The organism is Salinigranum sp., assembly GCF_041641895.1.
Classification (GTDB): Archaea; Halobacteriota; Halobacteria; order Halobacteriales; family Haloferacaceae; genus Salinigranum.
Genome location: NZ_JBEPXO010000022.1, coordinates 21,000 through 43,631 on the forward strand (window position 1 = coordinate 21,000; position 22,632 = coordinate 43,631).

Annotated in this window: 21 protein-coding genes and 2 pseudogenes; 19 read left to right on the top strand and 4 right to left on the bottom strand. The window is 66.3% G+C overall.

All coding sequences use genetic code 11. The annotated features are described in order from the left end of the window. Positions 1-12 precede the first annotated feature (12 nt). The 4 genes and pseudogenes from ACESK5_RS06725 to panB all read left to right on the top strand — a co-directional run bounded on the left by ACESK5_RS06725 (position 13) and on the right by panB (position 1,971). Positions 13-225 carry a hypothetical protein gene (locus ACESK5_RS06725; RefSeq protein ID WP_372910781.1) on the top strand — a complete coding sequence of 71 codons (213 nt, stop codon included), beginning with the start codon at positions 13-15 and terminating at the stop codon, positions 223-225. 78 nt (positions 226-303) lie between these two features. Then, entirely contained in the window at positions 304-534 is a 231-nt protein-coding gene (locus ACESK5_RS06730) for a hypothetical protein (RefSeq protein WP_372910782.1), read from the top strand. Further along, a pseudogene (locus tag ACESK5_RS06735) lies at positions 527-1,027 on the top strand (metal-dependent hydrolase). The gene ACESK5_RS06730 and the pseudogene ACESK5_RS06735 overlap by 8 nt, the downstream one beginning before the upstream one ends. A gap of 110 nt (positions 1,028-1,137) precedes the next feature. Next, positions 1,138-1,971: a 3-methyl-2-oxobutanoate hydroxymethyltransferase gene (gene panB, locus ACESK5_RS06740; protein WP_372910783.1), complete on the top strand. Its 834-nt coding sequence runs from the start codon at positions 1,138-1,140 to the stop codon at positions 1,969-1,971. 886 nt (positions 1,972-2,857) lie between these two features. Here the strand turns inward: panB and ACESK5_RS06745 are convergent. After that, on the bottom strand, positions 2,858-3,619 hold the full coding sequence (locus ACESK5_RS06745) for an IclR family transcriptional regulator (protein WP_372910785.1): 762 nt from the start codon (positions 3,617-3,619) through the stop codon (positions 2,858-2,860). Positions 3,620-3,858: 239 nt separating this feature from the next. Between ACESK5_RS06745 and ACESK5_RS06750 the strand changes: the two genes are divergently transcribed. The 3 genes from ACESK5_RS06750 (at position 3,859) to ACESK5_RS06760 (ending at position 6,678) form a co-directional block, all read left to right on the top strand. Next, complete coding sequence (locus tag ACESK5_RS06750) at positions 3,859-4,647, top strand: SDR family oxidoreductase (RefSeq protein ID WP_372910786.1); 789 nt, start codon at positions 3,859-3,861, stop codon at positions 4,645-4,647. Positions 4,648-4,666: 19 nt separating this feature from the next. Next, a complete protein-coding gene (locus tag ACESK5_RS06755; protein WP_372910787.1) occupies positions 4,667-5,491 on the top strand; it encodes a fumarylacetoacetate hydrolase family protein in 825 nt (274 codons plus the stop codon). A gap of 83 nt (positions 5,492-5,574) precedes the next feature. Continuing rightward, on the top strand, positions 5,575-6,678 hold the full coding sequence (locus tag ACESK5_RS06760; protein ID WP_372910788.1) for a mandelate racemase/muconate lactonizing enzyme family protein: 1,104 nt from the start codon (positions 5,575-5,577) through the stop codon (positions 6,676-6,678). Positions 6,679-6,756: 78 nt separating this feature from the next. Here the strand turns inward: ACESK5_RS06760 and ACESK5_RS06765 are convergent, their stop codons facing one another. Then, positions 6,757-7,482, bottom strand: coding sequence for a metal-dependent hydrolase (locus ACESK5_RS06765; RefSeq protein WP_372910789.1), 726 nt, complete (start codon positions 7,480-7,482; stop codon positions 6,757-6,759). Between the two features lie 183 nt (positions 7,483-7,665). Between ACESK5_RS06765 and ACESK5_RS06770 the strand changes: the two genes are divergently transcribed. From ACESK5_RS06770 to ACESK5_RS06800, 7 genes are all read left to right on the top strand, one after another. Next, the gene (locus ACESK5_RS06770; RefSeq protein ID WP_372910790.1) at positions 7,666-8,499 is read left to right on the top strand and encodes an NAD-dependent epimerase/dehydratase family protein; all 834 of its coding nucleotides are present in this window, start codon (positions 7,666-7,668) and stop codon (positions 8,497-8,499) included. Then, positions 8,499-9,443, top strand: coding sequence for a nucleoside hydrolase (locus ACESK5_RS06775; protein ID WP_372910791.1), 945 nt, complete (start codon positions 8,499-8,501; stop codon positions 9,441-9,443). The genes ACESK5_RS06770 and ACESK5_RS06775 overlap by 1 nt, the downstream gene beginning before the upstream one ends. A 2-nt stretch (positions 9,444-9,445) precedes the next feature. Then, positions 9,446-9,886 (top strand): universal stress protein, encoded by a 441-nt coding sequence (locus tag ACESK5_RS06780; RefSeq protein WP_372910792.1) that lies wholly within the window; start codon positions 9,446-9,448, stop codon positions 9,884-9,886. Positions 9,887-10,021: 135 nt separating this feature from the next. Beyond that, positions 10,022-10,651, top strand: coding sequence for an ECF transporter S component (locus tag ACESK5_RS06785; protein ID WP_372910793.1), 630 nt, complete (start codon positions 10,022-10,024; stop codon positions 10,649-10,651). A 69-nt stretch (positions 10,652-10,720) separates the two neighbouring features. Then, the gene (locus tag ACESK5_RS06790; RefSeq protein ID WP_372910794.1) at positions 10,721-11,500 is read left to right on the top strand and encodes an energy-coupling factor transporter transmembrane protein EcfT; all 780 of its coding nucleotides are present in this window, start codon (positions 10,721-10,723) and stop codon (positions 11,498-11,500) included. Next, a complete protein-coding gene (locus tag ACESK5_RS06795) occupies positions 11,497-13,254 on the top strand; it encodes an ABC transporter ATP-binding protein (protein WP_372910795.1) in 1,758 nt (585 codons plus the stop codon). The genes ACESK5_RS06790 and ACESK5_RS06795 overlap by 4 nt, the downstream gene beginning before the upstream one ends. A gap of 78 nt (positions 13,255-13,332) precedes the next feature. Next, a complete protein-coding gene (locus ACESK5_RS06800; protein WP_372910796.1) occupies positions 13,333-14,274 on the top strand; it encodes a nucleoside hydrolase in 942 nt (313 codons plus the stop codon). Between the two features lie 819 nt (positions 14,275-15,093). Here the strand turns inward: ACESK5_RS06800 and ACESK5_RS06805 are convergent. After that, entirely contained in the window at positions 15,094-15,741 is a 648-nt protein-coding gene (locus ACESK5_RS06805; RefSeq protein WP_372910797.1) for a helix-turn-helix domain-containing protein, read from the bottom strand. 192 nt (positions 15,742-15,933) lie between these two features. On the opposite strand from ACESK5_RS06805, the gene ACESK5_RS06810 reads away from it, so the two are divergent. The 3 genes from ACESK5_RS06810 (at position 15,934) to ACESK5_RS06820 (ending at position 19,445) form a co-directional block, all read left to right on the top strand. Next, positions 15,934-16,377, top strand: a complete 444-nt coding sequence (locus ACESK5_RS06810) for a VOC family protein (protein ID WP_372910798.1) — start codon at positions 15,934-15,936, stop codon at positions 16,375-16,377. A gap of 83 nt (positions 16,378-16,460) precedes the next feature. Beyond that, entirely contained in the window at positions 16,461-18,389 is a 1,929-nt protein-coding gene (locus ACESK5_RS06815) for an ABC transporter ATP-binding protein (RefSeq protein WP_372910799.1), read from the top strand. Positions 18,390-18,554: 165 nt separating this feature from the next. Then, the gene (locus tag ACESK5_RS06820) at positions 18,555-19,445 is read left to right on the top strand and encodes a carbohydrate kinase family protein (protein WP_372910800.1); all 891 of its coding nucleotides are present in this window, start codon (positions 18,555-18,557) and stop codon (positions 19,443-19,445) included. A 50-nt stretch (positions 19,446-19,495) separates the two neighbouring features. Here the strand turns inward: ACESK5_RS06820 and ACESK5_RS06825 are convergent. Beyond that, positions 19,496-20,867: pseudogene (locus ACESK5_RS06825) on the bottom strand (FAD-dependent oxidoreductase). A 428-nt stretch (positions 20,868-21,295) separates the two neighbouring features. Here ACESK5_RS06825 and ACESK5_RS06830 point away from each other — a divergent pair. Further along, the gene (locus ACESK5_RS06830; protein ID WP_372910801.1) at positions 21,296-21,850 is read left to right on the top strand and encodes a hypothetical protein; all 555 of its coding nucleotides are present in this window, start codon (positions 21,296-21,298) and stop codon (positions 21,848-21,850) included. Between the two features lie 114 nt (positions 21,851-21,964). Continuing rightward, positions 21,965-22,465, top strand: a complete 501-nt coding sequence (locus ACESK5_RS06835) for an MOSC domain-containing protein (RefSeq protein ID WP_372910802.1) — start codon at positions 21,965-21,967, stop codon at positions 22,463-22,465. Positions 22,466-22,632: the final 167 nt, after the last annotated feature.

Consider the following 22,632-nt stretch of genomic DNA (forward strand, 5'->3'; position numbering starts at 1 on the left):
CTCTCCCACGCAATGAGCGCCCTCCACGCTCGTCGGTGGCTGCTCGGGTCGCTCCTGCTCGTGACCCTCTTCGGCCTCTGTGTCTGGTACGGCACGTACGGCGTCGCGCCCGGCCTCGGCGCGTACCCGACCGACCAGGTGGTCGTCTCCACCCCCGCGGAGTACGTCGGCGACGCGGTCACGCTCTCGGGTACCGTCGTCGGGACCGACCCCGTCGAGATGTGAATCGCGGGTGACGGCACGCGACGGACGCTGACGGTCACGGGAGTCGACACACCCGTCGAACGCGGCGACCAGCTCCGCGTGTTCGGACACCTCGTCGACGAGGACACCGTGCAGGTGACGAACGCGTTCCCCGTCCCGCCCAGCGGCTTCATCTACTCCTATCTAGTCTCGTTCGTCGCCGGGCTCTGGGTCCTGGCGCGTCTCCTCACGCAGTGGCGACTCGATACCGCGCGCGGACTCGTCCGTCGCCCCGACGGGCCCACGCTCGCCGGCCTCCGGCGCAGACTCGGGGGTGACGACGATGCCTGACCTGCTCGCGCACGCGCTCGTCGCGTACAGCCTCGCCACCCTCCTGTCGTGGCGCTACGAGTGACTCTCGCCCGCGTACGTCACCGTCGCGATGGCGGGTGCGTTCGTCCCCGACCTGACGAAGGTGTCGCTGCTCGTCCCGAACTCTACGGTGCAGTCGGTCCTCGACGTCCCGTTCTCGTGGTTCGCGCTGCACACTCTCGGGGGTAGCCTCGTCTCACTCGCCATCGGCGTCGTCCTCGTTGCGAGTCCGGAGCGCGAGCGCGTCGCCGCACTCCTCGGCCTCGGCGCGGCGTCGCACCTGCTCGCCGACGCCCTCCTGCTCAACCCGTCGGGGCGCTCGTACCCGCTCCTGTGGCCGCTGTCGTACTACCACCCGCCGACACCCGGGCTGTATCTGAGCACCGATCCCGAACCGATGCTCGTCGCCGCCGCCGTCGCGGGTGGTGTCTTTCTCGCGACGAGATTCCGGCAGGGACGGGACGACACGTAGACACAGGTCCGCCGGCCCGCCGGCGCCCGCCCAGTGACGCGACGTCTCGGCGTTCGAGCAGCGACTCCGAGGGCGAACCTACTACACGCTCCCCGTGAGAGGCTCTTCGTATGGCCCGCACGTCGATTCCGGCGCTCTACGAGAAGTACGAGAACGGCGACCCCCTCACGATGCTGACGGCGTACGACGCACCCATCGCCCGTCTGGTCGACCGTGGCGGCGTCGACATGGTGCTCGTCGGCGACAGCGCCGGCGACAACCACCTGGGGTACGACGACACGCTGCCGGTGACGCTCGACGAGGCGCTGTCGAACACTGCGGCGGTCGACCGGGCCGTCGAGGAGGCGATGGTCGTCGCCGACATGCCGTTCCTCTCGTACGGAGCGTCGCTCGAAACGTCGGTCGAGAACGCCGGCCGCTTCCTGAAGGAGGCGGGAGCCGACGCCGTGAAACTGGAGACGGCACCGCGCGGCGAGACGACCATCGACATCGTCTCGCGACTCACCGAACTCGGGGTGCCCGTCGTGGGGCACATCGGGTTGACGCCACAGCGGATGAGACAGCTCGGTGGCGGGTACGTCCAGGGGCGGGGCGACGGGAGTTCGGCCACCGTCGAGGCGCTGGTCGACACCGCGACGCGGTTGGCGGACGCCGGCGCGTTCGCGATTGTCCTCGAGGCAGTCACCGAGGCGACGGGGAAGGAGGTCACCGAGGCAGTCGACGTGCCGACCATCGGTATCGGGGCGGGACGGTACGTCGACGGACAGGTGCTCGTCGTCACCGACCTCCTGGGGCTGAGCGAGGAGTCGTACGGCTTCTCGAAGGCGTACGCCGACCTCGGGTCGGCCGTCGAGGAGGCAGTGGCGGCCTACGTCGACGACGTCAGCAACGGATCGTTTCCGGCGTCCGAGCACGTCTTCGACCCGGTCGACGGGGTGGAGTAGCGCCACGCCCGTCGAGACGTTCACCCATCTCCCGACCGACAAGTTCGCGGCCGTGAGGTGGCTGTCCTGCTATCGGACCGGTAGTCGCGCGCCGTCCGGTTCCGATTCACAGCGAGACACAGACACCCCGTCGCCCGCCGGTGACCCTCACGCACTTCTCTTCACCGGGGTTCGAACTCCCTCTGTGACGGGTATAAATAGAAGTACTTGTACAACACCGGGTTCCGATCGCCGTCGTCGGTCGCGACGTACCGACCAGTCAGTCGAGAGACCTGTTAGCCTCTAGGTTACGACGACAATAAGATTGAACAAAGTGCTGATTAAACCGATAACTATCTCTAGTGTTTAACTAAGTGATGACTTTATCACTGAAATACATCGTCGTACCCCACGTCGGTCTCGGTTCTCGACTCGAACACCCTCTCACGGTGGCCCCGACTCGACCGTGTCTCTACAGCTGATAAATCGGCCCGCGCTCGAGGCATACAATTAGTTATCTCGCTTTGCCCTGAGAGATGTGATTCTCCACTCCCTGGGCTGTCGTCCCTCACGGTGCGGCCGGGACCTGAGCGGGACTCGGAACAGTGGACCGCCGACGAGTGGACGCTGACACGGAGCGGCACGTCGGCACGACGGTGAGTCGCTGGCTGCCCGTGTCGCTCGCCGGGTCCGGGTCCTCGGCCGGCCACACGGCCTCAGGACGGCCGTCCCCGCTCGACGTCGTGGGCCACTGAGAACGCGCCTCACGGACGCCCCGTCGACACGCCGGAACAGGTGGCCGTCCCTGAACGTCAGAACATTACAGCAGTACAGCTGTAATGAACACCCGCTGGCCGAGGACGCACGTCGGATTCCGGGAACCGTTTAGACGTAGTAAACACAGTCGTTACGTGTACGAGAGATTGATGCTGATGACGTTCGCGGCCCGTTCGACGAGGTCGGGAACGGTGGTTTCGAGGTACTCTCCGCGCATTCTGCTCGCGGGCCCAGCCACGCTGACGGACCCGCGAACGACACCGTCGTTGGTGATGACGGGGGCAGCGACACAGCGGATTCCCTCCGCGCGCTCTTGACTGTCGATGGCGTAGCCCCGTTCGCGGACTTCCGCAAGCTCCTCGAAGAGAGCGTCGCGCGTCGTGATGGTCTGCTCGGTACTCGGCTCGAGACCGTGCTCCTCGACGATCCGCTCGACGCGTTCGCGGGACAGGTTGGCGAGGATCGCCTTCCCGAGTGCAGTCTGGTGGAGGTAGACCCGCGACCCGATGTCGGTGTCGAGCGACAGGGCGTTCTCCCCCTCCGCACGGTAGAGGTAGGTTCCGAGACCGTGCTCCTCGACGAGGATGTTACCCAGTTCTCCGGTCTCTTCGGCGAGTTTGTCCGCTTCGGGCACACCTACCTGGTAGATCTTGTGCTGGTTCTTGACGTGTTCGCCGTACTCGAAGAAACGGAGGCCCAGACGGAACTCGTCCCCGTCTCTGACGACCAGCTTGTTCTCCTCGAGGGTCGTGAGGTGGTTGTGTACCGTCCCCTTCGTGATGTCGAGGTGATTCGACAGTTCGGTGACCCCTGCGCCGTTCAACTCGAACAGCTTCTGGAGGATCGTCGTGGTCGTCCCCACGGCCATCACCGGGTTTTTCGCGTGTCCCATGTTCGCACGTCTATCGGCCAGCTACAAAAAACTGTTCAGCCGAGCTAAACACACGCCGGACGCTCAGCAGGGGGTCGCTGACGCGTCCGGCCCTCACGGCACGATTCGAGACGCTGTCGGGCTCTGACCGTCGACACGAGGGCGGTCGAAGCCTCGACCGCGTTTGGAGTAACTAAACACAGTGAGGGGTGTTTCCGTCAGAAACGTTTACAAGAGATACGCCACACCTTCAGACGAAGATGGACTACGGATTAGCCGGTAATACAGCTCTGGTCGCCGCTTCCACCAGCGGTCTCGGAAAGGCGTCGGCGAAAGCGCTCGCACGCGAAGGAGCCGACGTCGTCATCAACGGCCGCGACGAAGACCAGCTGGACGCAGCGGTGACAGACGTACAGCGTGTCGGCGAGGGCGACGTCCTCGGCGTTCAGGGTGACCTGACGGATGCTGGTGCCGTCGAGCGACTCGTCGACCGAACGGTCGCACACTTCGGCGGCATCGACCACCTCGTCACGAACGCGGGTGGCCCACCGAGTGGCTCGTTCCTGGAGACGGAGGACGACGACTGGTACGACGCGTTCGACCTGCTCGTGATGAGCGTCGTCAGACTCGTCCGCGAGGCGGCGCCCCACCTCCGCGATGGGGGTGGCACCGTCGTCACCATCACGTCGCGGAGTGTCAAGGAAGCGATTCCCTCGCTCGTTCTGTCGAACTCGGTGCGGATGAGCGTCATCGGATTGGAGAAGACACTCTCGAAGGAACTCGCACCGGAAGTTCGCTCGAACGCCGTCCTCCCCGCACCACACGAGACGGACCGACAGCGAGACCTCATCCAGGCAGCCGTCGACCGTGGCGAGTACGACAGTTACGAAGAGGGGCTCGAGGCTAAAGGTGAGATCAACCCTCTCGGGCGCATCGGCGACCCCGCAGAGCTCGGTGACGTCGTCGCCTACCTCTCGTCGGAACGCTCCAGCTTCGTCAACGGCGTCGCGATCCCCGTCGACGGAGGCCAGGGCGCAGCGAACCTGTAACCGCCACAACTCCCTACCAATGCCACGACTCGCACGAACTATCGACGGTCGAACCATGCTCGGTGGCCGGAGTGGCTTCGTCCCGCTCTCGGCGGCCGCACCGACCCACACGACGGTCAGGGATGCCCTTCCACTGGCCGCCGAGGGGAACCTGCCCACTCCCGGGGACGCGTCCGCGGCCGCCGTTCCACCGGAGCACCTCTCGTTCGCCGCACCACTCGACACGCCGGGAAAGCTCTGGGGAATCGGGTTGAACTACGCCGACCACGCATCGGACCTCGACGAGGAGTGGCCGAAGGAACCAGCCAGTTTCATGAAGCCAGCGACTGCGGCTACCGGACCGGGAGGCCCTATCCGACTCCCACCCGAGGACGTCTCGGAGCGCGTCACCGCCGAGGCGGAACTCGCAGTCGTCATCGGAAAGACGTGCTCCGACATCGACCGCCTCGACCGGGTCGACGACGTCGTCGCCGGCTACGTTCCGGTCATCGACATGACGGCCGAAGACATCCTCGAACGGAACCCACGGTTCCTGACCCGGTCGAAGAGTTTCGACTCGTTCCTGGTGTTCGGTCCGTGGCTGGTCACGACCGACGAAGTCGGGCCGCTCGACGACCTCACGGTGAGCACTGTCGTCAACGACGAAGTGGCTGCGGAGAACCGCGTTCGGAACATGATGGTCTCGCCCCGGGAACTGGTGCGGTTTCACTCGAAGGTGATGACGCTCGAAGCCGGCGACGTGATTTCGACGGGAACGCCCGGCGCGAAACACATCCGTCCCGGCGACGAGGTCAGAGCGGAGGTCGAGGGAGTCGGGACCGCCCGGGCGAACGTGGTGCGATGACGGACGATGCGGTGGTCCCTTCACGTGTCGTTCCGCGGTCGGAATCGTTTTACCGACAGACATAGACGTTCACAACCATACCGATGAAAATTGCTGAAGTCGAGAGCTTCGCAGTATCGATTCCGCTGAAAGAACCCGTCGCCTTCGCGACTCGCGTCGTCGAGGAGCGCGACCACGCGATCGTCTACGTCCGGACCGAAGACGGTACCGAGGGACTGGGGTACACGCTCGGCTACGGCGGTGCGGACGTCGTTGCACAGGCCGTCGAAAGCGTCCTCGCACCGATGGTCGAAGACGAGGACCCCCGCGACACGTCTCGCCTCTGGCGCGAGATGTTCGACGGGACTGTCCAGATCGGTCGGAAGGGAGTGATGCTCCGCGCCATCTCGTGTATCGACACGGCCCTGTGGGACATCAAGGCGAAGGCCGCGGGGATGCCGCTGTACAAACTCCTGGGAGGACACACTGACGAACTGCCGGCGTACGCCAGCGGTGGCTACTACCGCGACGGGAAAGGTCTCGAGGGGCTCCGAGCGGAGATGGAACGGTACGTCGAGCGCGGCCACGACGTCGTGAAGATGAAAGTCGGTCGCAAACCTCTCGAGGAGGAGATCGAACGGGTTCGCGTCGCCCGCGAAGCCATCGGACCGAACCGGACGCTCCTGATGGACGCGAACGGCAAGTGGAAGAACAAGCAGGAGGCGGTCCGTGCCTGCCGGAAGTTCGCGGAGTACGACCCGTACTTCATCGAGGAGCCGGTGATGCCCGACAGCCTCGACCTCTACCGCGAGGTGAACGGGGCGCTCGACTACGCGGTCGCCGGGGGGGAACTGGAGTTCAGCCGCTACGGATTCAGGGACCTCATCCGCGAGGACGCCGTCGAAATCATCCAGCCGGACGTGACCGTCGTCGGCGGGGTGACCGAGTGGATGCGGGTCGCACAGACGGCAGCGAGCCACGACATCCCGGTCGCACCGCACTACAACTGGGACCTCCACATCCAGTTGCTCGCGGCCATCGAGAACAGTCTCTGGATCGAGTACTTCTACCGTGACTCGGACGTGAAAGCGTTCGACGACGTACTCGAGCACCAGATCGAACCCGTCGACGGGATGATTCAGCTCCCACAGCGACCCGGCCACGGTGTCGAACTCGACAGAGACGCTCTCGAGGAGTTCCGCATCTAGGGACTGGTGGTCGCGCAGTTCGACACCCCGAGAGCGTGAGAACGGACTTCGACGGGAGGCTTCCCGTTCGAGCGTGGCTTACAGTTCGTAGCGCTCGTCGGCCGACAGTTCGACGACGGACGGCCCTCCGCCGGTTCGGCGACGGTCCAGTTCCCGCCTGAACTGGTCGACTTCGTCGCTCCCGGGGACGTAGTGGACCGGTACGACGGTGTCGACTGACAACCACGTGGTCGCGATCGCGGCGTCGCGCGGTGGAAGCGGCGCACGGTCTCCGGGTGCGCTCCCGACCGGGAGGAGGACCACGTCCGGCGCGTTCACGTCGACGAACAGTTCGAGGTCACTGAACAACGAGGTATCGCCCACGTAGTAGAGACTCCCCTGGGAGAGCTCGAAGTGGAACCCGAGCGGCATCCCCGACACACGCTGGCCGTCCGACTCGAAGTACGACAGGTGACGAGTTTCGACGACCCGAACCCCGACCCCCGCTGCGGTGAGCGTGTTCCCCCAGATTACCCGGTCGACCTGTGACTCGGGGAGTCCCTCACGGACGAGGTGGTCGGCGACAGCCGGCTCGGTGTACACCGACGCACCGGACGTGTCGGCGATCTCCACCGTATCGCCCAGATGGTCGTACGCACCGTGGGTGACGAAGATCGCGTCCACGTCCGCGAAGTCGGAGACCGTCGCGCGAGTCCAGTCGGGGTCGGTCACCCACGGGTCGACGAGGAGTCGCGTCTCACCGTCTGTCAGGGTGAACGACGAGAGCCCGAAGTACTCGAGAGCGGGCCGTCTCGGAGGTGACATGGCCTCGTATCGACCACCGAGTCACAATACTGTTACGGCTGCTGGTCTGCTGCGACCGAGACGGGGCGCGTACGGTTCGAGCCGAACCGGCCCGTGAAGGGCTCCCGGCGGCCAGCACGGACAGTCCGTCGACGACTGACCTCAATACTTTTACCGGCGCGGGGAGACGTACGACCACAGGATATGAGCCAGAACGTCCTACTGACTGGTGCGTTCGGTCGGGTCGGCACGGCGATTATCGACCACCTCGCCGACCGTGACGAGTACGAGTTCACCTACCTGAACCGATCTGACCGTGAGGAGTACGACGCCGTCGTCGCCGACGTCTCGAACTACGAGGAGATCCGGCCAGCCTTCGACGACGTGGACGCGGTAATCCACCTCGCGGGGTACCCCGAGACCGACGGAACGTTCGAAGAGGTGCTGGAGAACAACATCGTCGGCATGTACAACACGCTCGAAGCCGCGACGGACGCAGGCGTGGAGACGTTCGTCTTCGGGTCGACCAACCACGTCGTCGGGATGTACGAGGTGGAGTTCGCCCCGGACCTCTACGAACCGGACTTCGACCTGCTGGTCGACGAGGAGTCGCCACGACGGCCGGACTCACAGTACGGATCCTCGAAGTCGTACGGGGAGGACCTCGGCAGGTACTACACGGAGAACTACGAGTACCCGACCCAGTTCTACGCGCTCCGTATCTGCAGCGTCCGACACGAGCAGTACGACCACCCGTACGGTGACGCCGAACACGGTGTCGACGACGGGAAGTGGGAGCGGGACAGTCCCGAGTACCAGCGTCAGGTCGCGCGGATGAAAGCTATGTGGCAGTCACGGCGCGACCTGGCACAGGAGGTCGACTGCTGTCTTCGCGACGACGACGTGGAGTTCGACGTGTTCTACGGCGTCAGCGACAACGACCGCCGCTGGTTCAGTATCGAGCACGCACGGGACGTCCTCGGGTACGACCCACAGGACAACGGTGAAGAGTGGGACGCCCCGCCGGAGGCGATCTGATGGCCGAGAAACTGCTGCTCGACGTCGACCCCGGCATCGACGACGCGCTCGCGGTCCTGATGGCGCTCGGGAACGACGACGTCGACGTCGTGGGCCTCACGACGGTGATGGGCAACACCACCGTCGAGAACACGACCACCAACGCGCTGGCCCTGCTCGAGTTCGCGGGCCGAACGGACGTGCCCGTCGCACGGGGTGCGGGCCGGCCGTTCGCCGACGAACTCGTCATGGCCGAGTACGTCCACGGCCCGGGTGGGATGCCCGAGACGGTCCGCGAGGCGCTTCCCGCTCCTGCCGCGGAGCCGGTCGAGACGCACGCCGTCGAGTTCATTCTCGAACAGGCCCGCGAACACGGTGACGACCTGACTATCGCGGCCGTCGGCCCACAGACCAACCTCGCACTGGCGGTGGCCCGCGACCCGACCCTCCCCGAACGGGTCGCCGACATCTACCAGATGGGTGGGGCGCTGAAGACGACGGGGAACGTGACGCCGCAGGCGTCGTTCAACTTCTACGTCGACGCCGCGGCGGCGGCCCGGGTCGTCCAAGACGCGTGGCCGACGGTCGTCGGTCTCGACGTGACCGAACCGGCGTACCTCCCACCGGCAGCGCGCGAGCGGTTCCGTGGTCGTGGCGTCCACGGCGACGTCGTCGCCGACATCCTGGCGTACAAGGCACAGGGACCGGACGGTGCGGTCGCCGAGGGCGGCTCTATCACGAGTGACGCAGTCGTCCTCGCCGGTATCCTCGGTAACCCGCTGACGTACGAGGACGCGTACGTCCAGGTCGACACGACCGGCGGCCCGTCGAACGGGGCGACCATCTACGACGAACACGGCGTCTACGAACACGCCCCCAACTGCACAGTGGCGCTCGACGTCGATGTGGAACAGTGTCGCGAAGTGATACTCTCGAACCTGGAGGGCCTCGTCGGCCGCCTCTGAGTATGAACGGAATACTTGTCGCCGTTGCGCCGACGGAAGCCGACGTGGAACTCCTCGAGGAAGCGGGAGCTGTCGCCGCAGCGACCGGCGTCGACGTCGTCGTGCTCGCCCTCGCGATCGAGGAGAGTGACCACGCGTCTATCGACGCGATGCGACAGTGGGAGGGGTTCGAAGACTCCATGGGAGACACCCCCCACGACTTCGCGGACCACCTCGGGGGTGTGACTCTCGCCCCGCGAGGCGTGGAGTACATCGCCGTCGGTGAGCGAGTGGAGGCCACGCGACCGTCCGAGAAGATAATCGACGTCGCGAGGAACCACGGCTGCGACCACATCTACGTGCTGAACCGCAGTCGGTCACCGGCGGGGAAGGCGCTGTTCGGAGACACCACACAGTCGGTCATTCTGAACTTCGACGGGTTCGTCACGGTCCGAACCCCGTGACGTCCTCCCCGGCCACCGTCTGCTGCCGGTTGCGGCCGCGACACCGTCAGCCGTACGTCTCCCCCTCCCCCGCCCCACCCCACTGTCGACCCAAAAATTTAATATGGGAAACGGTAGAGTATGCGATGGAAGACCATGTCAAAGACAGGCACTGCTAGCGGCGAGAGTCGTATCGAACGGTTGCGCGACAGCATCGGGACGGACTTCACGACCACGACGTGGGTGCTGGTGCCGCTGGGAATCGGTATCAACGCCATCGGCGGGTTCATCGCGAGTACGCTGAAGCTCCCGCTGTTCCTCGACAACATCGGCACCATGCTGTTGGGCATCCTCGCGGGGCCGTGGGCGGCAGCATTGACGGGCGGGCTTGCCAACATCGTCCAGGCGATGCTGGGTAACCCTGTTCAGCTCGCGTTCATGCCTGTTCCGGTGGCGATCGGGCTCGTGACCGGCTTTCTCGCCCGGAGAGGCTGGTTCGACAACGTCAAGAAGGTGATCGTTCCAGCGATCGTCCTCACGCTCGTCGCGACGATCATCGCGACCCCGATCGTGGTCCTCGTGTTCGGCGGCGTGACGAGTTCGGGTACCAGTCTGGTCACGGCGACGCTCGTTGCGACGGGCCGCAGTCTCGTCGAGAGTGCAGCAACCGCACAGATAATGGTCGAACTCGTCGACAAGGGCGGGTCGGCGTTCGTGGCCTTCTTCATCGCGAAGTCCGTCCCGAGTCGCTACCTCCCACCACAGGGACAGGACATATTCTCGTAATCGCCCACCCACCGACGATGAACAGGAGACGAACGAATCTCGACCGTCAGTATCCAAGCGTGATGCACAATGGCTGACTCGGACATGACCATCTACCAGCCCGGTGAGAGCATCCTCCACCGGATGAATCCCGTCACGGAAGTCGTCCTCGCCACCGCTCTCTCACTGGTCGTGTTCGTCCTCAGTGACTACCGAGTCCCCCTGGCGCTGGCACTCGTCATCCTCGTGCTGCTCTTCGTGGGACGAGTGCACGGACCCGTCCTCAAACTGTACGCAGCGGTCGCCGTCCCGTTCGCGTTCTTCCTGTTGCTCATCCAGGGCATCCTGCTCACGCCCACCGACCCGACGCCGTTGCTCGTGGTTGGACCCGTCACGGTGTGGCAGTCCGGGTTCGAGGAGGCGCGACTGATCTTCCTCCGTATCAGCGTGCTCATCCTCGCGTTTCTGCTGTTCGCCACGACGGCACAGCCGCAGCGACTGCGCGTCGCCCTCATGGAGAAGGGCGTCCCGAGCAAGCTCGCGTACGTGTTCATCGCCTCCCTGATGATAATCCCCGAAATCCGTAACCGAGCGACGGCGATCACGGAGGCGCAACAGGCGCGGGGGCTGGACACGGAGGCGGACGTTCGGACGCGCCTCTCTTCCATCGTCGCGCTTCTGGCACCGCTTCTCATCAGCACGCTCATCGTCGCGAACACGCGCGCGCTGGCACTGAACGCTCGTGGATTCCAGGCGACCGGCGACCGAACGTATCTGTACGACGTTCCGGACCCGACCAGCGAACGGCTGCTCCGTTATCTCAGCGGTGTCGCCGTCATCGGTGCGGTCGTGTGGAGGGTACTGGCATGAGTCTCATCGAACTGACGGACGTGACGTTCCGGTACGGCACACAGCCGGAGGGCGAGTACGCGGTGGCCGACCTCGACTTCGCCATCGAGGGCGGGCAGTTCGTCGGCGTTACGGGACAGAGCGAGGCGGGAAAAGCGACCCTCAGCCGTCTCATCTCGGGACAGATACCTCACTTTTACCACGGCGAGCTTTCAGGTGACGTCACTGTCGAGGGGATGTCGACCGCGGAGTCGACCGTCGGTGAGCTCTCGAAGAAGATCGGGTACGTCTTCGAGAACCCGTACGACCAGCTCACGGGGGCGTCCTCGACGGTTCTCGAAGAGGTCGCGTTCGGCCTGGAAACACACGGACTCACACGAGCGGAGATGCGCACTCGGGCGAAAGAGAGCCTCGCCGCCATCGGTGTCGAGGACCTCGTCGACCGCGACCCGATGCAACTCTCCGGAGGACAGTGTCAGCGTGTCGCCATCGCGTCGGTGCTCGCGATGCAACCGGACGTCCTCGTGCTTCAGCAGCCGACGGCGCAACTCGACCCAGAGGGGACGGATGAGGTGTTCGAGGTGGTCGGCGAGATGAACGACCGTGGCTACACCATCGTGATGATCAGCCACGAGCTGGATCGGCTGGTCCCCCACCTCGACCGGCTCGTGGTCATGGACGACGGCGAGATACGGCTCGATGGACCGCCGGACGACGTGCTCGTCGACGCCACGGAACAGGGGCTCCCGCTGTTCGTCCCGACGCCAATCGCAGTCGGGCAACGGCTCCGTGAGGCCGGTCTCGTCCCGGACGACGAACCCCTGCCCGTGACCCGCTCCGACTGTCTCGCCGAACTCCGGCGCGTCGCCCAGACACCGTTCCCCGACGGAGACCGAGACGACCCCGTCGGTGTCTCCTCGCGAGCGAGCCCCGATGCGACCGACGGGTCGCTCGACTCGGACGACGAGGTCGTCCTCGAGGGCGTCCATCACCGGTACCCCAGCGGCGTCGAGGCGGTTCGTGGTGTCTCGTTCTCACTCGATGCGGGGTGTGTCTGTCTCATCGGCCAGAACGGGGCGGGGAAGTCGACGCTCGTGAAGCATCTGAACGGGCTCCTCGACCCGACCGAGGGCGTCGTCTACATCCGCGGCGCGGACACACGGGACCACACCACTGCAGAGCTCGCGCACGACGTCGGGCTGAGCTTCCAGAATCCCGACGACCAGCTCTTCCACAGCACGGTCGAAAAAGAGGTGCAGTACGGGCCGACCAACCTCGAATACGACAGCGAGGGGGTCGTCGACAGAACCGAGACCGCGCTGGACCTGCTCGGACTCTCCGAGCGTCGGGACGAGAACCCCTACGACTTCGGCGAGCCGTGGCGGAAACGCGTCGCCGTGGCGTCCGTGGTCGCGATGGATACCGACACGGTCATCCTCGACGAGCCGACGAGCGGGCAGGACGCCCCGGGGTACGAGCAACTCGGCGAAGCCGTCGAGACGCTCGTCGACCGGGACAAACTAGTCATCGTCGTCACGCACGACATGGATTTCGTGCGCGAACACGCCGACCGCGCGGTTCTCCTCTCGGAGGGACGGGTCATCGCCGACGGCGACCCACGCCACGTGCTGGGCGACCCCGACACGCTCGCACGGTCGAACGTTCATCCGCCGACCGTCACGCAACTCGGTCTCGCGCTCGGCGTCGGGCCGACCCTCTCGGTCGAAGAACTGTTCGAGGCACTCGACGGAGAGGTGACCGATGCATCGGTGTAGCACAGGCGCTGAACCACACGAGACCACACACGGGTCTCCTGTCACGACAACGACTGAACCCATCACGGAACTATCACCATGAGTACGAAACTCCTACTGGACGTCGACCCCGGAAACGACGACGCGATTGCGCTGTTCATCGCTCTGGCCGCGGACGACGTCGACGTCGTCGGGGTCACGACGGTGGCTGGAAACACTACCGTCGAGAACGCGACACGGAACACCCTGTCACTGCTCGAACTGGTCGACAGGTCCGACGTCCCCGTCGCAGAAGGGGCACACCGCCCACTCGCGGACGGCCTGGAGACGGCCGAGCACGTCCACGGACCGGACGGACTCCCCGAGGCAGTGCGTGAGGGTCTCCCCGACCCGACGGCCGAACCGACCGAGACGCACGCCGTCGAGTTCATCATCGAACAGGCCCGCGAACACGGTGACGACCTGACCATCGCGGCACTCGGCCCGCAGACCAACCTCGCACTGGCGGTCGCCCGTGACCCGTCTCTCCCCGACCGCGTCGCCGACATCTACCAGATGGGTGGGGCACTGAAGACGACGGGGAACGTGACGCCGCAGGCGTCGTTCAACTTCTACGTCGACGCCGCGGCGGCGGCCCGGGTCGTCCAGGACGCCCGTCCGAAGGTCGTCGGGCTCGACGTGACCGAACACGTCTACGTCGGGACGGACGAGATTCGTGGGCTGGCCGAAGAACCGGCTCCGTTACCGACGATGGCTGCGATACTGGAGTTCAGCATCGAGGAGGTCCGTTCCAAGTTCGGACACGACGGTGGGCTGGCGAGCGATGCAGTCGTGCTCGCCGACATCGTGAACGACGCCCTCGACTTCGAAGAGGCGTACGTTCAGGTCGACACGACCGGCGGCCCGTCGAACGGGGCGACCATCTACGACGAACACGGCGTCTACGAACACGCCCCCAACTGCGAGGTCGCCCTCGACGTCGACGGCGCGGTGTATCAGCGAACGGTACTCGAGAGTCTCAGACGCTTCGCCGAAGGGTAGTCTCGTCGCCACTGTCGCCTCTGTTCTCGCTCACTCGGTGTCGGCGACCGGAGGGACCCGAACCGACCCCAGTGGGGGTCGCTGTGTCTCCCGACGATACGGTGTCCACGGCACAGTTCTGGAGAGTGAACCGGTCGGTGTCCACCTCGAACTCACACGAGTCCGTGCCTCGTTATCGAAAATTTGAATATTGATAATTGTACGAACGTGGGGAGAACGTTGCTCTCACGACGACGACGGCTCGGAGCTAGCTGGCGCTCGGATGTGTCTCGTACATCCCTATTTCCACTGAAAATGCCCAATTTTGCGAGAAATACGAACAAAACCCGACAAATCTCACGGTATAGTGTTCGGACCTTCGACTTACCGACATCGTTCTCGTCGGTTCAATTCGGGATCGACTCGCCTACTTCTACAATTGTTTTTCTGCATGAACTCGGAGTACGGGATTCGTCGCGGTCTCGAACCGGCTGTCACAGTCCCGGTCCGTCACTCGCACAGTGAGGAACCGTTCGTCTCCACGATGGTCGCGCTCCAGCAGGTGTGAACGGAACCGTCTCTGAACGGTTCCGACGGAGCACTCGACGGTTGCTCTCCCTCGCTCTCTCTGCCACGGTCTTCGCAGTCTCTCCGGTCAGAGGGGAGAGACAGTGGACCCGAATCGAGCGGCAGCGAGTGGACCTCAGGGGTGTAGGTTCACCCGGCGGGTGCGGTGTGACACCACCCACTCGTTCGTGCCCGGATTCCGTAGACCGGAGTGGGAGATAGTCTTCGTGGTTGACTACGTAACCAGTTCAAATCGAGCCCCGGGACGAGTCGCTAGTCACTGCGAACCAGCGTCTCCTCGATGAGCCGTCGAGTCCCGCGCTTGAGCCGGTTCGACACCGCCTGTCTCGAGATGCCGAAGTACTCCCCGAGTACCGAGAGGTTCGTCGTCCGCGGGCTGTCGTAGTAGCCGCGTTCGTACGCGAGCAGTAGCGCCTCTCGCTGGCTGTCGGTCAGGCTGCTCCCGTTGTCGTGCGACTCCGACTCCAGCCTGTGGAGCGTGCCGAGTTGCATCTCGATTCCCCGCTCGGTGCACATCTCGTGGAACCGTGCGATGGTCTGGCGGTCGTCACCTCTCACCTCCACCTGCCACCCCTGGGCAGTGCCGACTGCCGACAGGAGCGTCACCTCCGACCGCTCGATGGCCTCCGCGAGGCCGTCGTGGTTCGTCGCCCGCTCGATACGCACCAGCGACCGCCCGCCGAGTTCGTCGACCAGCTTCAACCGCTCGATACCTCGGTCGGGGTCGAACCCGTCGTCGACGTGTAACCCCTCGGCTCCCGCGACCCAGAAGTACGGGACGACCCTGTTCTGCAGCGGGACCACCCGTTCGAGTTCCACTGTCGCCTCGGGGTACCGTTCGAAGAGCCTGCGGAGCGGCACCGCGTCCAGGCCGAGTTCGAACTGAGCGATTGCGACCATGTGTCACTGTACTGAGCGCAGACACATCTCGTGTTCGATAGCCGGGACGCTCTCGCCCCGGCACAGCGGTCGGTGTCGACCACACACCGCGGTTCGGCGGGACGCTCCGGACGTTCGAGGCTGTCCGCCTCGGCGGTCCCCGCGGCGGTCAGCCGCCGGTGTCCTTACACCTCTTCGCGTGCCACCGACGGTATGTCCCGCGAGAGCACGGTCACGGGAATCGACCACGTCGAACTGTTCGTCGCCGACTGGGACGCCGCCGCCGCATGGTACGAGCACGTCCTGGGGCTGACCCCGGACCCGGCGTTCGAAGACTGGTGGACAACCGGGCGGGGGCCGCTAGTTCTGTCCGTCGACGGCACCACGAAACTGGCGCTGTTCGAGCGCGAGTCCGCGACCCGTGGGGCGGACGTCAGCCCGCACCGGGTCGCGTTCCAGACGGACGCCGACGGGTTCCGCTCGTTCGTCGACCGACTCGACGCGCTCGACCTGACAGACCGCGACGGCGAGTCGGTGTCGGCCGACGACGTCGTCGACCACGGACTCTCGTACTCCCTCTACTTCACCGACCCCGACGGGAACTGGCTCGAACTCACGACGAACGACTACGAGGCCGTCACCGCCGAACGTGAGTGAGTCGGCCGACTCCCGATGGGGTGCTGCCCACGGCCGACAGCCGAGTCCGGGGATATTTGAACGCGAACCCGATAGCAGGAGTCATGCCAGACGACCACGGGGGCTTCGAGCACGTCCGCGAGAACGTCGACGGCCACCCGATGGTGAACCTCCTCGGGTACGCGAGCACGTACTGGGTGCGGCTCTCGCTCGGCGTGCTCGCGGCGTTCCTCACCCGCTTCGCCCGTCTCGTACCGCCCATCGTCGTCGCGGCCGCCATCGACCGGGCCATCCGACAGTCGGGCGAGGCGGGGCTCCTCACGGACGTCGGCCTCCTCCCGGCGGCACAGATCACCGGGCAGGCCGCCCGCCTCGCCCTCCTCGAACGACTCGTCGCCATCGCGGTGCTGGCGTACCTCCTCCGCTCTGTCGCCCGCTTCGCCTCTCGATACCTCCTCCAGTCGACGGCACAGAAGGTCCAGCGTGACCTCCGCAACGACACGTACGACCACCTCCAGCACCTCTCGATGGACTTCTTCGTCGACCACCAGACCGGGGGGATGATGTCCATCCTCAACAGCGACATCAACCGCCTCGAGCAGTTCCTCAACACCGAGTTCAGACAGCTCATCCGCGTGGTCGCCACCGTCGGCGGCATCGCGGTCATCCTCTGGACGTACTCGCCGAAACTCGCGCTCGTCGCGCTCGCGCCGGTCCCGCTCATCGGGCTCGCGAGCGGGCAGTTCCTCACCTGGATCGAACCGCGGTACAAGTCCATCCGCGAGACCGTCGCCCGGCTGAACACCCGACTGGAGAACAACCTCGGCGGGGCGGCCGTCATCAAGACGTTCGACCGCTACGACTTCGAACGCGAGCGCGTCGCCGCCCAGAGTGAGGCCTACCACGACGAGAAGGTCCACGCCCTGCGCATCCGCCGCGGCTTCTTCGCCACCCTCCGCCTCCTCACGGGCGTCGTGTTCGTCCTCGTGCTCTATCTGGGCGGGACGGACATCATCACCGGCACGCCGGGGACGGACGGCGCGCTCACCCTCGGTGGGTTCGCCCTCTTTTTCCTCCTCCTCCGTCGGCTGTACTCGCCGATGCGCCGCGTCGGCAAGTCCGCCAACAAGTACCAGCTCGCGAAGTCCAGCGCCGAACGCGTCTTCGGCCTCCTGGGCCGCGAGCCGACCGTCACGAGTCCGACCCCGGCACACCACCCCGACGGTGTCGACGGGGACGTCGCGTTCGACTCGGTGACGTTCTCGTACGGCGACCGCGACCCCGTGCTCCACGACGTTTCGCTCGACGTGCCTGCGGGCACGACTGTGGGGCTGGCGGGCGCGACCGGAGCGGGCAAGTCGACGCTCGTGAAACTCGTCGCCCGCTTCCACGACGTCGACGAGGGGGCCGTCCGCGTCGACGGCGTCGACGTCCGCGACTACGAACTCCAGGCGCTCCGCGACGAGATCGCCATCGTCGAACAGAACCCCTACCTGTTCTCGGGGACGGTCGCCGAGAACATCGCCTACGGCGACGCGGCGACGCTCGAAGCGGAGTGGGCCGGCGACGGTGACGACGAGGCCGGCGGCGACCAGACGGCCCGCGAGCGCGTGGTCGAGGCCGCGACTGCCGCGGCCGCCGACGAGTTCATCCGTGACCTCCCCGCAGGCTACGACACGCAGGTCGGCGAGCGCGGCGTGAAGCTCTCGGGCGGCCAGCGCCAGCGGCTCGCCATCGCCCGCGCGCTGGTGAACGACCCCGCCATCATCATCTTCGACGAGGCGACTTCCGACGTCGACACCGAGACCGAGGACCTCATCCAGGAGAGCCTCGAGCGACTGGTCGAAGAGCGCACCGCGTTCGTCATCGCCCACCGCCTCTCCACCATCCAGCACGCCGACGAAATCGTCGTCCTCGACGACGGGCGCATCGTCGAACGGGGCGAACACGCGGACCTGGTCTCCCGCGGCGGCGCGTACGCCGACCTCTGGAACGGCCAGGTCGACGCCGACCCGCGACCGGCAGACGACTGAGGTGAGACCACCGGGTCGAGCGGGACCTCACCCGAACCGATGGTCGCCGAGCGTGAGTAGCCGCCTCGAACGCAGCGCCCCGCGTGCGGCATCGGACCCGTCGGCGACCGGTTCGGGCCCGCCGGTGAGCGGTAAGACTAACGCCCGCGCCCGAGTCGCCACCACATGACCCTGCTCGTCGTCGGCGGCTGCTCGTACAACTCGATGCTCTACCTCGACGAGTTTCCGCGGGAACCGGGGACGTACGTCGCGACCGACTTCCACGAGACCGTCGGGTCGACCGGTGCGGGCAAGTCGCTGAACCTCGGTCGGCTGGGCATGGACGTGACGTTCCACGCCACCATCGGCCGTGACCGCTACGGCGACGTGATCAGGGACACGTTCGCTGACGAGCCGGTGACGTTCGTCCACGACGTGGACCCGAACGGGACCGAACGACACGTCAACCTGATGAACGCCGACGGCGACCGTATCAGCGTCTTCGCCGTCGAGCCGACTCCCGGACTCGACGTCGACGACGGCCGACTCGAGGGCCTCGTCGAAACCGCCGACGCGCTCGTCGTCAACCCCGGCGACTACACCCGCCCGCTCCTCGCGGCGGCCGACCGGTACGACGTCCCCGTCTGGTGTGACGTCCACGCCTACGACGGTTCGGACCCACACTTCGAGCCGTTCGTCGACGCCGCCGACTACCTCTTCCTGAGCGACGAGGGGATGGACGACCCCCGCGAGTTCATGCGCGAGCGGGTCGACGCCGGGACGGACGTCGTCGTGTGTACGCGCGGCTCAGACGGGTCGATGGCGCTCACCAGCGACGGGTCGTTCCGCGAACTGCCCGCAGAGTCGTTCGAGATGGTCGACACGAACGGGGCCGGCGACGCGTACGTCGCGGGGTTCCTCTACGGCCACTCGCGCGGGGAAGACGTCGAAACCTGCATGCAGTTCGGGACGCTCGTCGGCGGGCTGTCGGTGAGTTCCTGGGACCTCGCACACGCGGACCTCTCGGCCGACTGGCTCCACGCCGCGTATCGGCGTCGCTACGGTGACACCGGCTGACGGGGGGCGGCAGGGGAGACGAGCACGGCAGAGGAACCGCTCGCGTTCGGTCACCGCTTCCCGTCGACCACCTTCGCCGCCGTCAGGACCGGGTCCCACGTCGTGTTGAACGGCGGCGCGTACGCGAGGTCGTAGTTGGAGAGGGCGTCGACGGTGATGCCCTCGGTCACAGCACCCACGAGCGCGGGGCTCCGGTGGACGGTTCCCCTCGCCGTACTCGGAGACGAGGCTCCCACCGAGCCCTCGCCCGGACGGGCGGTCGACGATGAGCGTCACCCGGACGGTCCCGCCCACGGGATAGTAGCCGGCGCGGGAGTTCGCCTCGATGGCCTCCGTCGTCGGGTCGAACCCCGGCCGCGCGAGCCACCTCGTGGTCGAGAACCCCCGTTCGGGCGGCCTCGACCTCGAACGCCTTGACGGTCGCCGTCCCCGCGACGCCGCCGCCTGCGGTCGGCGTTCCGGCGACCGTCCGACCGATGGCTCGCCCGTGTCGGTTGGCGGTCAACGCCAGCGGGACGTACGTCGGGTCGGCGGTGACGACGCGGCGGGACTCCGAGCAGTCACCCGCCGCGTACACGTCCGGGACGTTCGTCTCGCGGTAGGCGTCGGTCGCGATGGCCCCCGTCTCGCCGAATTCGATTCCGGCGTTCGTGGCGAGGGCCGTCCGGGGCCGGACGCCCGTCCCGACGAGTACCATCTCGACCGGGACGCGTTCGTCGTCCGTGACGACCGCCTCCACGCGGTTGCCCCCGGCGAGTTCCTGCACCTCCGCGTTCAGGTAGACTGCGACCTGTTGCTCGTCGAGGTAGTCGAGGACGGCCGCACTCGTCGCCTCGCTGAACGGCTTCAGGATGCGGTCGCCGCGCTGGAACAGGTGGACCTCGAAGTCGTTGGCGGCCAGGGCCTCGGCCATCTCGACGCCGATGTACCCCCGCCGACGATGCCGACCGGGCCGTTACACGTCTCGAGGAACTGGCAGGCAGGCCCGCGGTCCGGTTCCTGGAGGTTCCCGTCCGCCCGGGTCCGTCCCACGTACTCCCGGAGTTCCTTCCCGTCGGACATCGACCCGAGCGTGTACACGCCCTCCCGGTCGAGTCTGTCGATGGGCGGCGTGACCGCTTCTGCCCCCGTGGCGACGAGCAGCGAGTCGTACCCCTGGACGACGGTACCGTCCTCGTTTCGGGCCGTCACGGTCCGATCGCCCGGGTCGATGGCGACCACCTCGTGTCCCGTCCGGAGGTCGATGTCCCGCTCCGCACAGAACTCCTCGAGGGTGACCGAGACGAGGTCCTCGAGCGACTGGATGTCGCCCTTGATGTAGTACGGGAGCCCACAGGCCCCGTACGAGACCCACTCGCCCTTCCCGAAGACGACCACGTCGAGCGTGGGGTCGTCCCGCTTCGCTTTGCTGGCTGCCGACATCCCGGCGGCGTCACCGCCGACGACCACGAAGGTAGTCACGACCGTCGCATCGGCGAGTGTCGGTATAAGCGCACGCCGGGCGTGCGACCGACGTCCAACACGGCCCCGTGTCCGTGCACCCGGGTCGACCCGCCGTCCGAACGGCGGGATACCCAGTCCGTGGGAACGTGGGGTGGGTTATATTGGCCGATTGGCCGTAGGTGGCACCAGGGCTGTCTCATGGAGGGTGCACGGAATGATACGAAACTGGTGGCGGGTCCTCCCGTGGGTGGACCACCGGGGGCTCTACTGCGAGTGCCGCAGGTGCGGCACCACTGTCGACGTGGCCGCCGACGAGTGTCCAGGCTGTGGGTCCACGCGAATCGCTCGGTACGAACTCCCGTGACCCCGAACCGTCCGCGCGTGTCGACGCGACCCAGAATCCGACTGTGACCCGAGCCGACTCCCTTCGAGCCGAGTACGCGACCAGTCAGGAGCTGATGGACCTCGTCCGGTACACCGCCGAGACGTTGAGCATCGAGTTCGACCGATGGGACGAGCAGTACGTGACTGGTCCGAGCCTGTACTTCCTCATCGTCGCCGACATCGACTTCGGTGACTACACCGACCCGCTGGGCGGGAACGTGTGGCCAGTCGAGTGGTGTGAAGTCGTCTCCGACGACCCCGAATCGTTCATCGAGGCGGCCAGAGACGTCGCGTTCAACCGAGACGGTGCCGTCGTCATCTCGGGCGACGGCACCGTTCAAAAACAGATGGTCCGGGTGCGGAACCTGAGCAATGCCGAGAGGGAGCGTAGTGACGACATCGTCGCCGCCGAGTGGATGGGGACGAAGCATCTGAGCGCGCTGGAGGCGTCGACCCGTCGGCAGGTCCTCTGGGCGATTACGCTGAGCGAGGAGGACGGGCGTGTCACCACGTTTCTGGACGGGACGTACAAGGACTACCAGCGCGACGAACTCGGGGGGCGGTGGCGACCCGAGTGACGGCGCGTTCGTTCCCGCGTGCGGCGCTTCTCGTTCGGTTCGGTCGCGAGACGCACCGGGTGGCTCTCTCGCCGGTGGGCTCAAGCCCACCCGTGTCGTGACGCACAGGTAGCGATGAACGACGAGACAACCGCCTCGCCGCACGGCCCACGCGTCGGGTCGGTCGAGGCGATTCACGTCGCCACCGGGACTGGCGGCAGCCCCGAGCCACGGGAATCGGTCACTGCCGTCGCCGGCCGCGGCATCGAGGGGGACAGATACTTCGCGGGCGACGGCATCTACAACGAGCGCGACGACCTCGACCCCAGCGACGTCACGCTCGTCGAGGCCGAGGCGCTCGCGGCGGCCGCCGAGGCGTACGACGTGGACCTTACGGGCGGTGCGCACCGACGGAACGTCACCACTCGCGGGGTCGCCCTCAACCACCTCGTCGGGCACCGGTTCCGCGTCGGCGAGGCGGTCCTCGAAGGCGTCGGCCTCTGCGAACCGTGCGGCTACATGGAGTCGCTCGCCGACCAACCCGACGCCAAGCGCGCGCTCGTCCACCGCGGTGGCCTCGACGCCCGAATCGTCGAGTCCGGCGTCGTCGAACGCGGGGACGACGTCGTCTGGTGAGGCCTGCGTGTAGTCGTTCGGACGTCTCGTGGGCGACGCTGACCGTTCGCACTCACCGTGCGACCCGCCGCACGTTGCGGCGGACGTTCGCCCCGTTCCGCTCTCCCGGTCGGACGGGCCCGCCCTGCGAACCGATGGGGGGTCGTCCCGTCGGAGTCCCGGACTCC

Coding starts and splice junctions, on each gene's coding strand:
- ACESK5_RS06755 (WP_372910787.1), top strand. CDS start 4,667: ATGCCACGACTCGCACGAACTATCGACGGTCGAACCATGCTCGGTGGC.
- ACESK5_RS06790 (WP_372910794.1), top strand. CDS start 10,721: ATGGCTGACTCGGACATGACCATCTACCAGCCCGGTGAGAGCATCCTC.
- ACESK5_RS06775 (WP_372910791.1), top strand. CDS start 8,499: ATGGCCGAGAAACTGCTGCTCGACGTCGACCCCGGCATCGACGACGCG.
- ACESK5_RS06820 (WP_372910800.1), top strand. CDS start 18,555: ATGACCCTGCTCGTCGTCGGCGGCTGCTCGTACAACTCGATGCTCTAC.
- ACESK5_RS06815 (WP_372910799.1), top strand. CDS start 16,461: ATGCCAGACGACCACGGGGGCTTCGAGCACGTCCGCGAGAACGTCGAC.
- ACESK5_RS06760 (WP_372910788.1), top strand. CDS start 5,575: ATGAAAATTGCTGAAGTCGAGAGCTTCGCAGTATCGATTCCGCTGAAA.
- ACESK5_RS06785 (WP_372910793.1), top strand. CDS start 10,022: ATGTCAAAGACAGGCACTGCTAGCGGCGAGAGTCGTATCGAACGGTTG.
- ACESK5_RS06770 (WP_372910790.1), top strand. CDS start 7,666: ATGAGCCAGAACGTCCTACTGACTGGTGCGTTCGGTCGGGTCGGCACG.
- ACESK5_RS06800 (WP_372910796.1), top strand. CDS start 13,333: ATGAGTACGAAACTCCTACTGGACGTCGACCCCGGAAACGACGACGCG.
- ACESK5_RS06805 (WP_372910797.1), bottom strand. CDS start 15,741: ATGGTCGCAATCGCTCAGTTCGAACTCGGCCTGGACGCGGTGCCGCTC.
- ACESK5_RS06745 (WP_372910785.1), bottom strand. CDS start 3,619: ATGGGACACGCGAAAAACCCGGTGATGGCCGTGGGGACGACCACGACG.
- ACESK5_RS06765 (WP_372910789.1), bottom strand. CDS start 7,482: ATGTCACCTCCGAGACGGCCCGCTCTCGAGTACTTCGGGCTCTCGTCG.
- ACESK5_RS06750 (WP_372910786.1), top strand. CDS start 3,859: ATGGACTACGGATTAGCCGGTAATACAGCTCTGGTCGCCGCTTCCACC.
- ACESK5_RS06780 (WP_372910792.1), top strand. CDS start 9,446: ATGAACGGAATACTTGTCGCCGTTGCGCCGACGGAAGCCGACGTGGAA.
- ACESK5_RS06810 (WP_372910798.1), top strand. CDS start 15,934: ATGTCCCGCGAGAGCACGGTCACGGGAATCGACCACGTCGAACTGTTC.
- ACESK5_RS06795 (WP_372910795.1), top strand. CDS start 11,497: ATGAGTCTCATCGAACTGACGGACGTGACGTTCCGGTACGGCACACAG.
- ACESK5_RS06835 (WP_372910802.1), top strand. CDS start 21,965: ATGAACGACGAGACAACCGCCTCGCCGCACGGCCCACGCGTCGGGTCG.
- panB (WP_372910783.1), top strand. CDS start 1,138: ATGGCCCGCACGTCGATTCCGGCGCTCTACGAGAAGTACGAGAACGGC.
- ACESK5_RS06725 (WP_372910781.1), top strand. CDS start 13: ATGAGCGCCCTCCACGCTCGTCGGTGGCTGCTCGGGTCGCTCCTGCTC.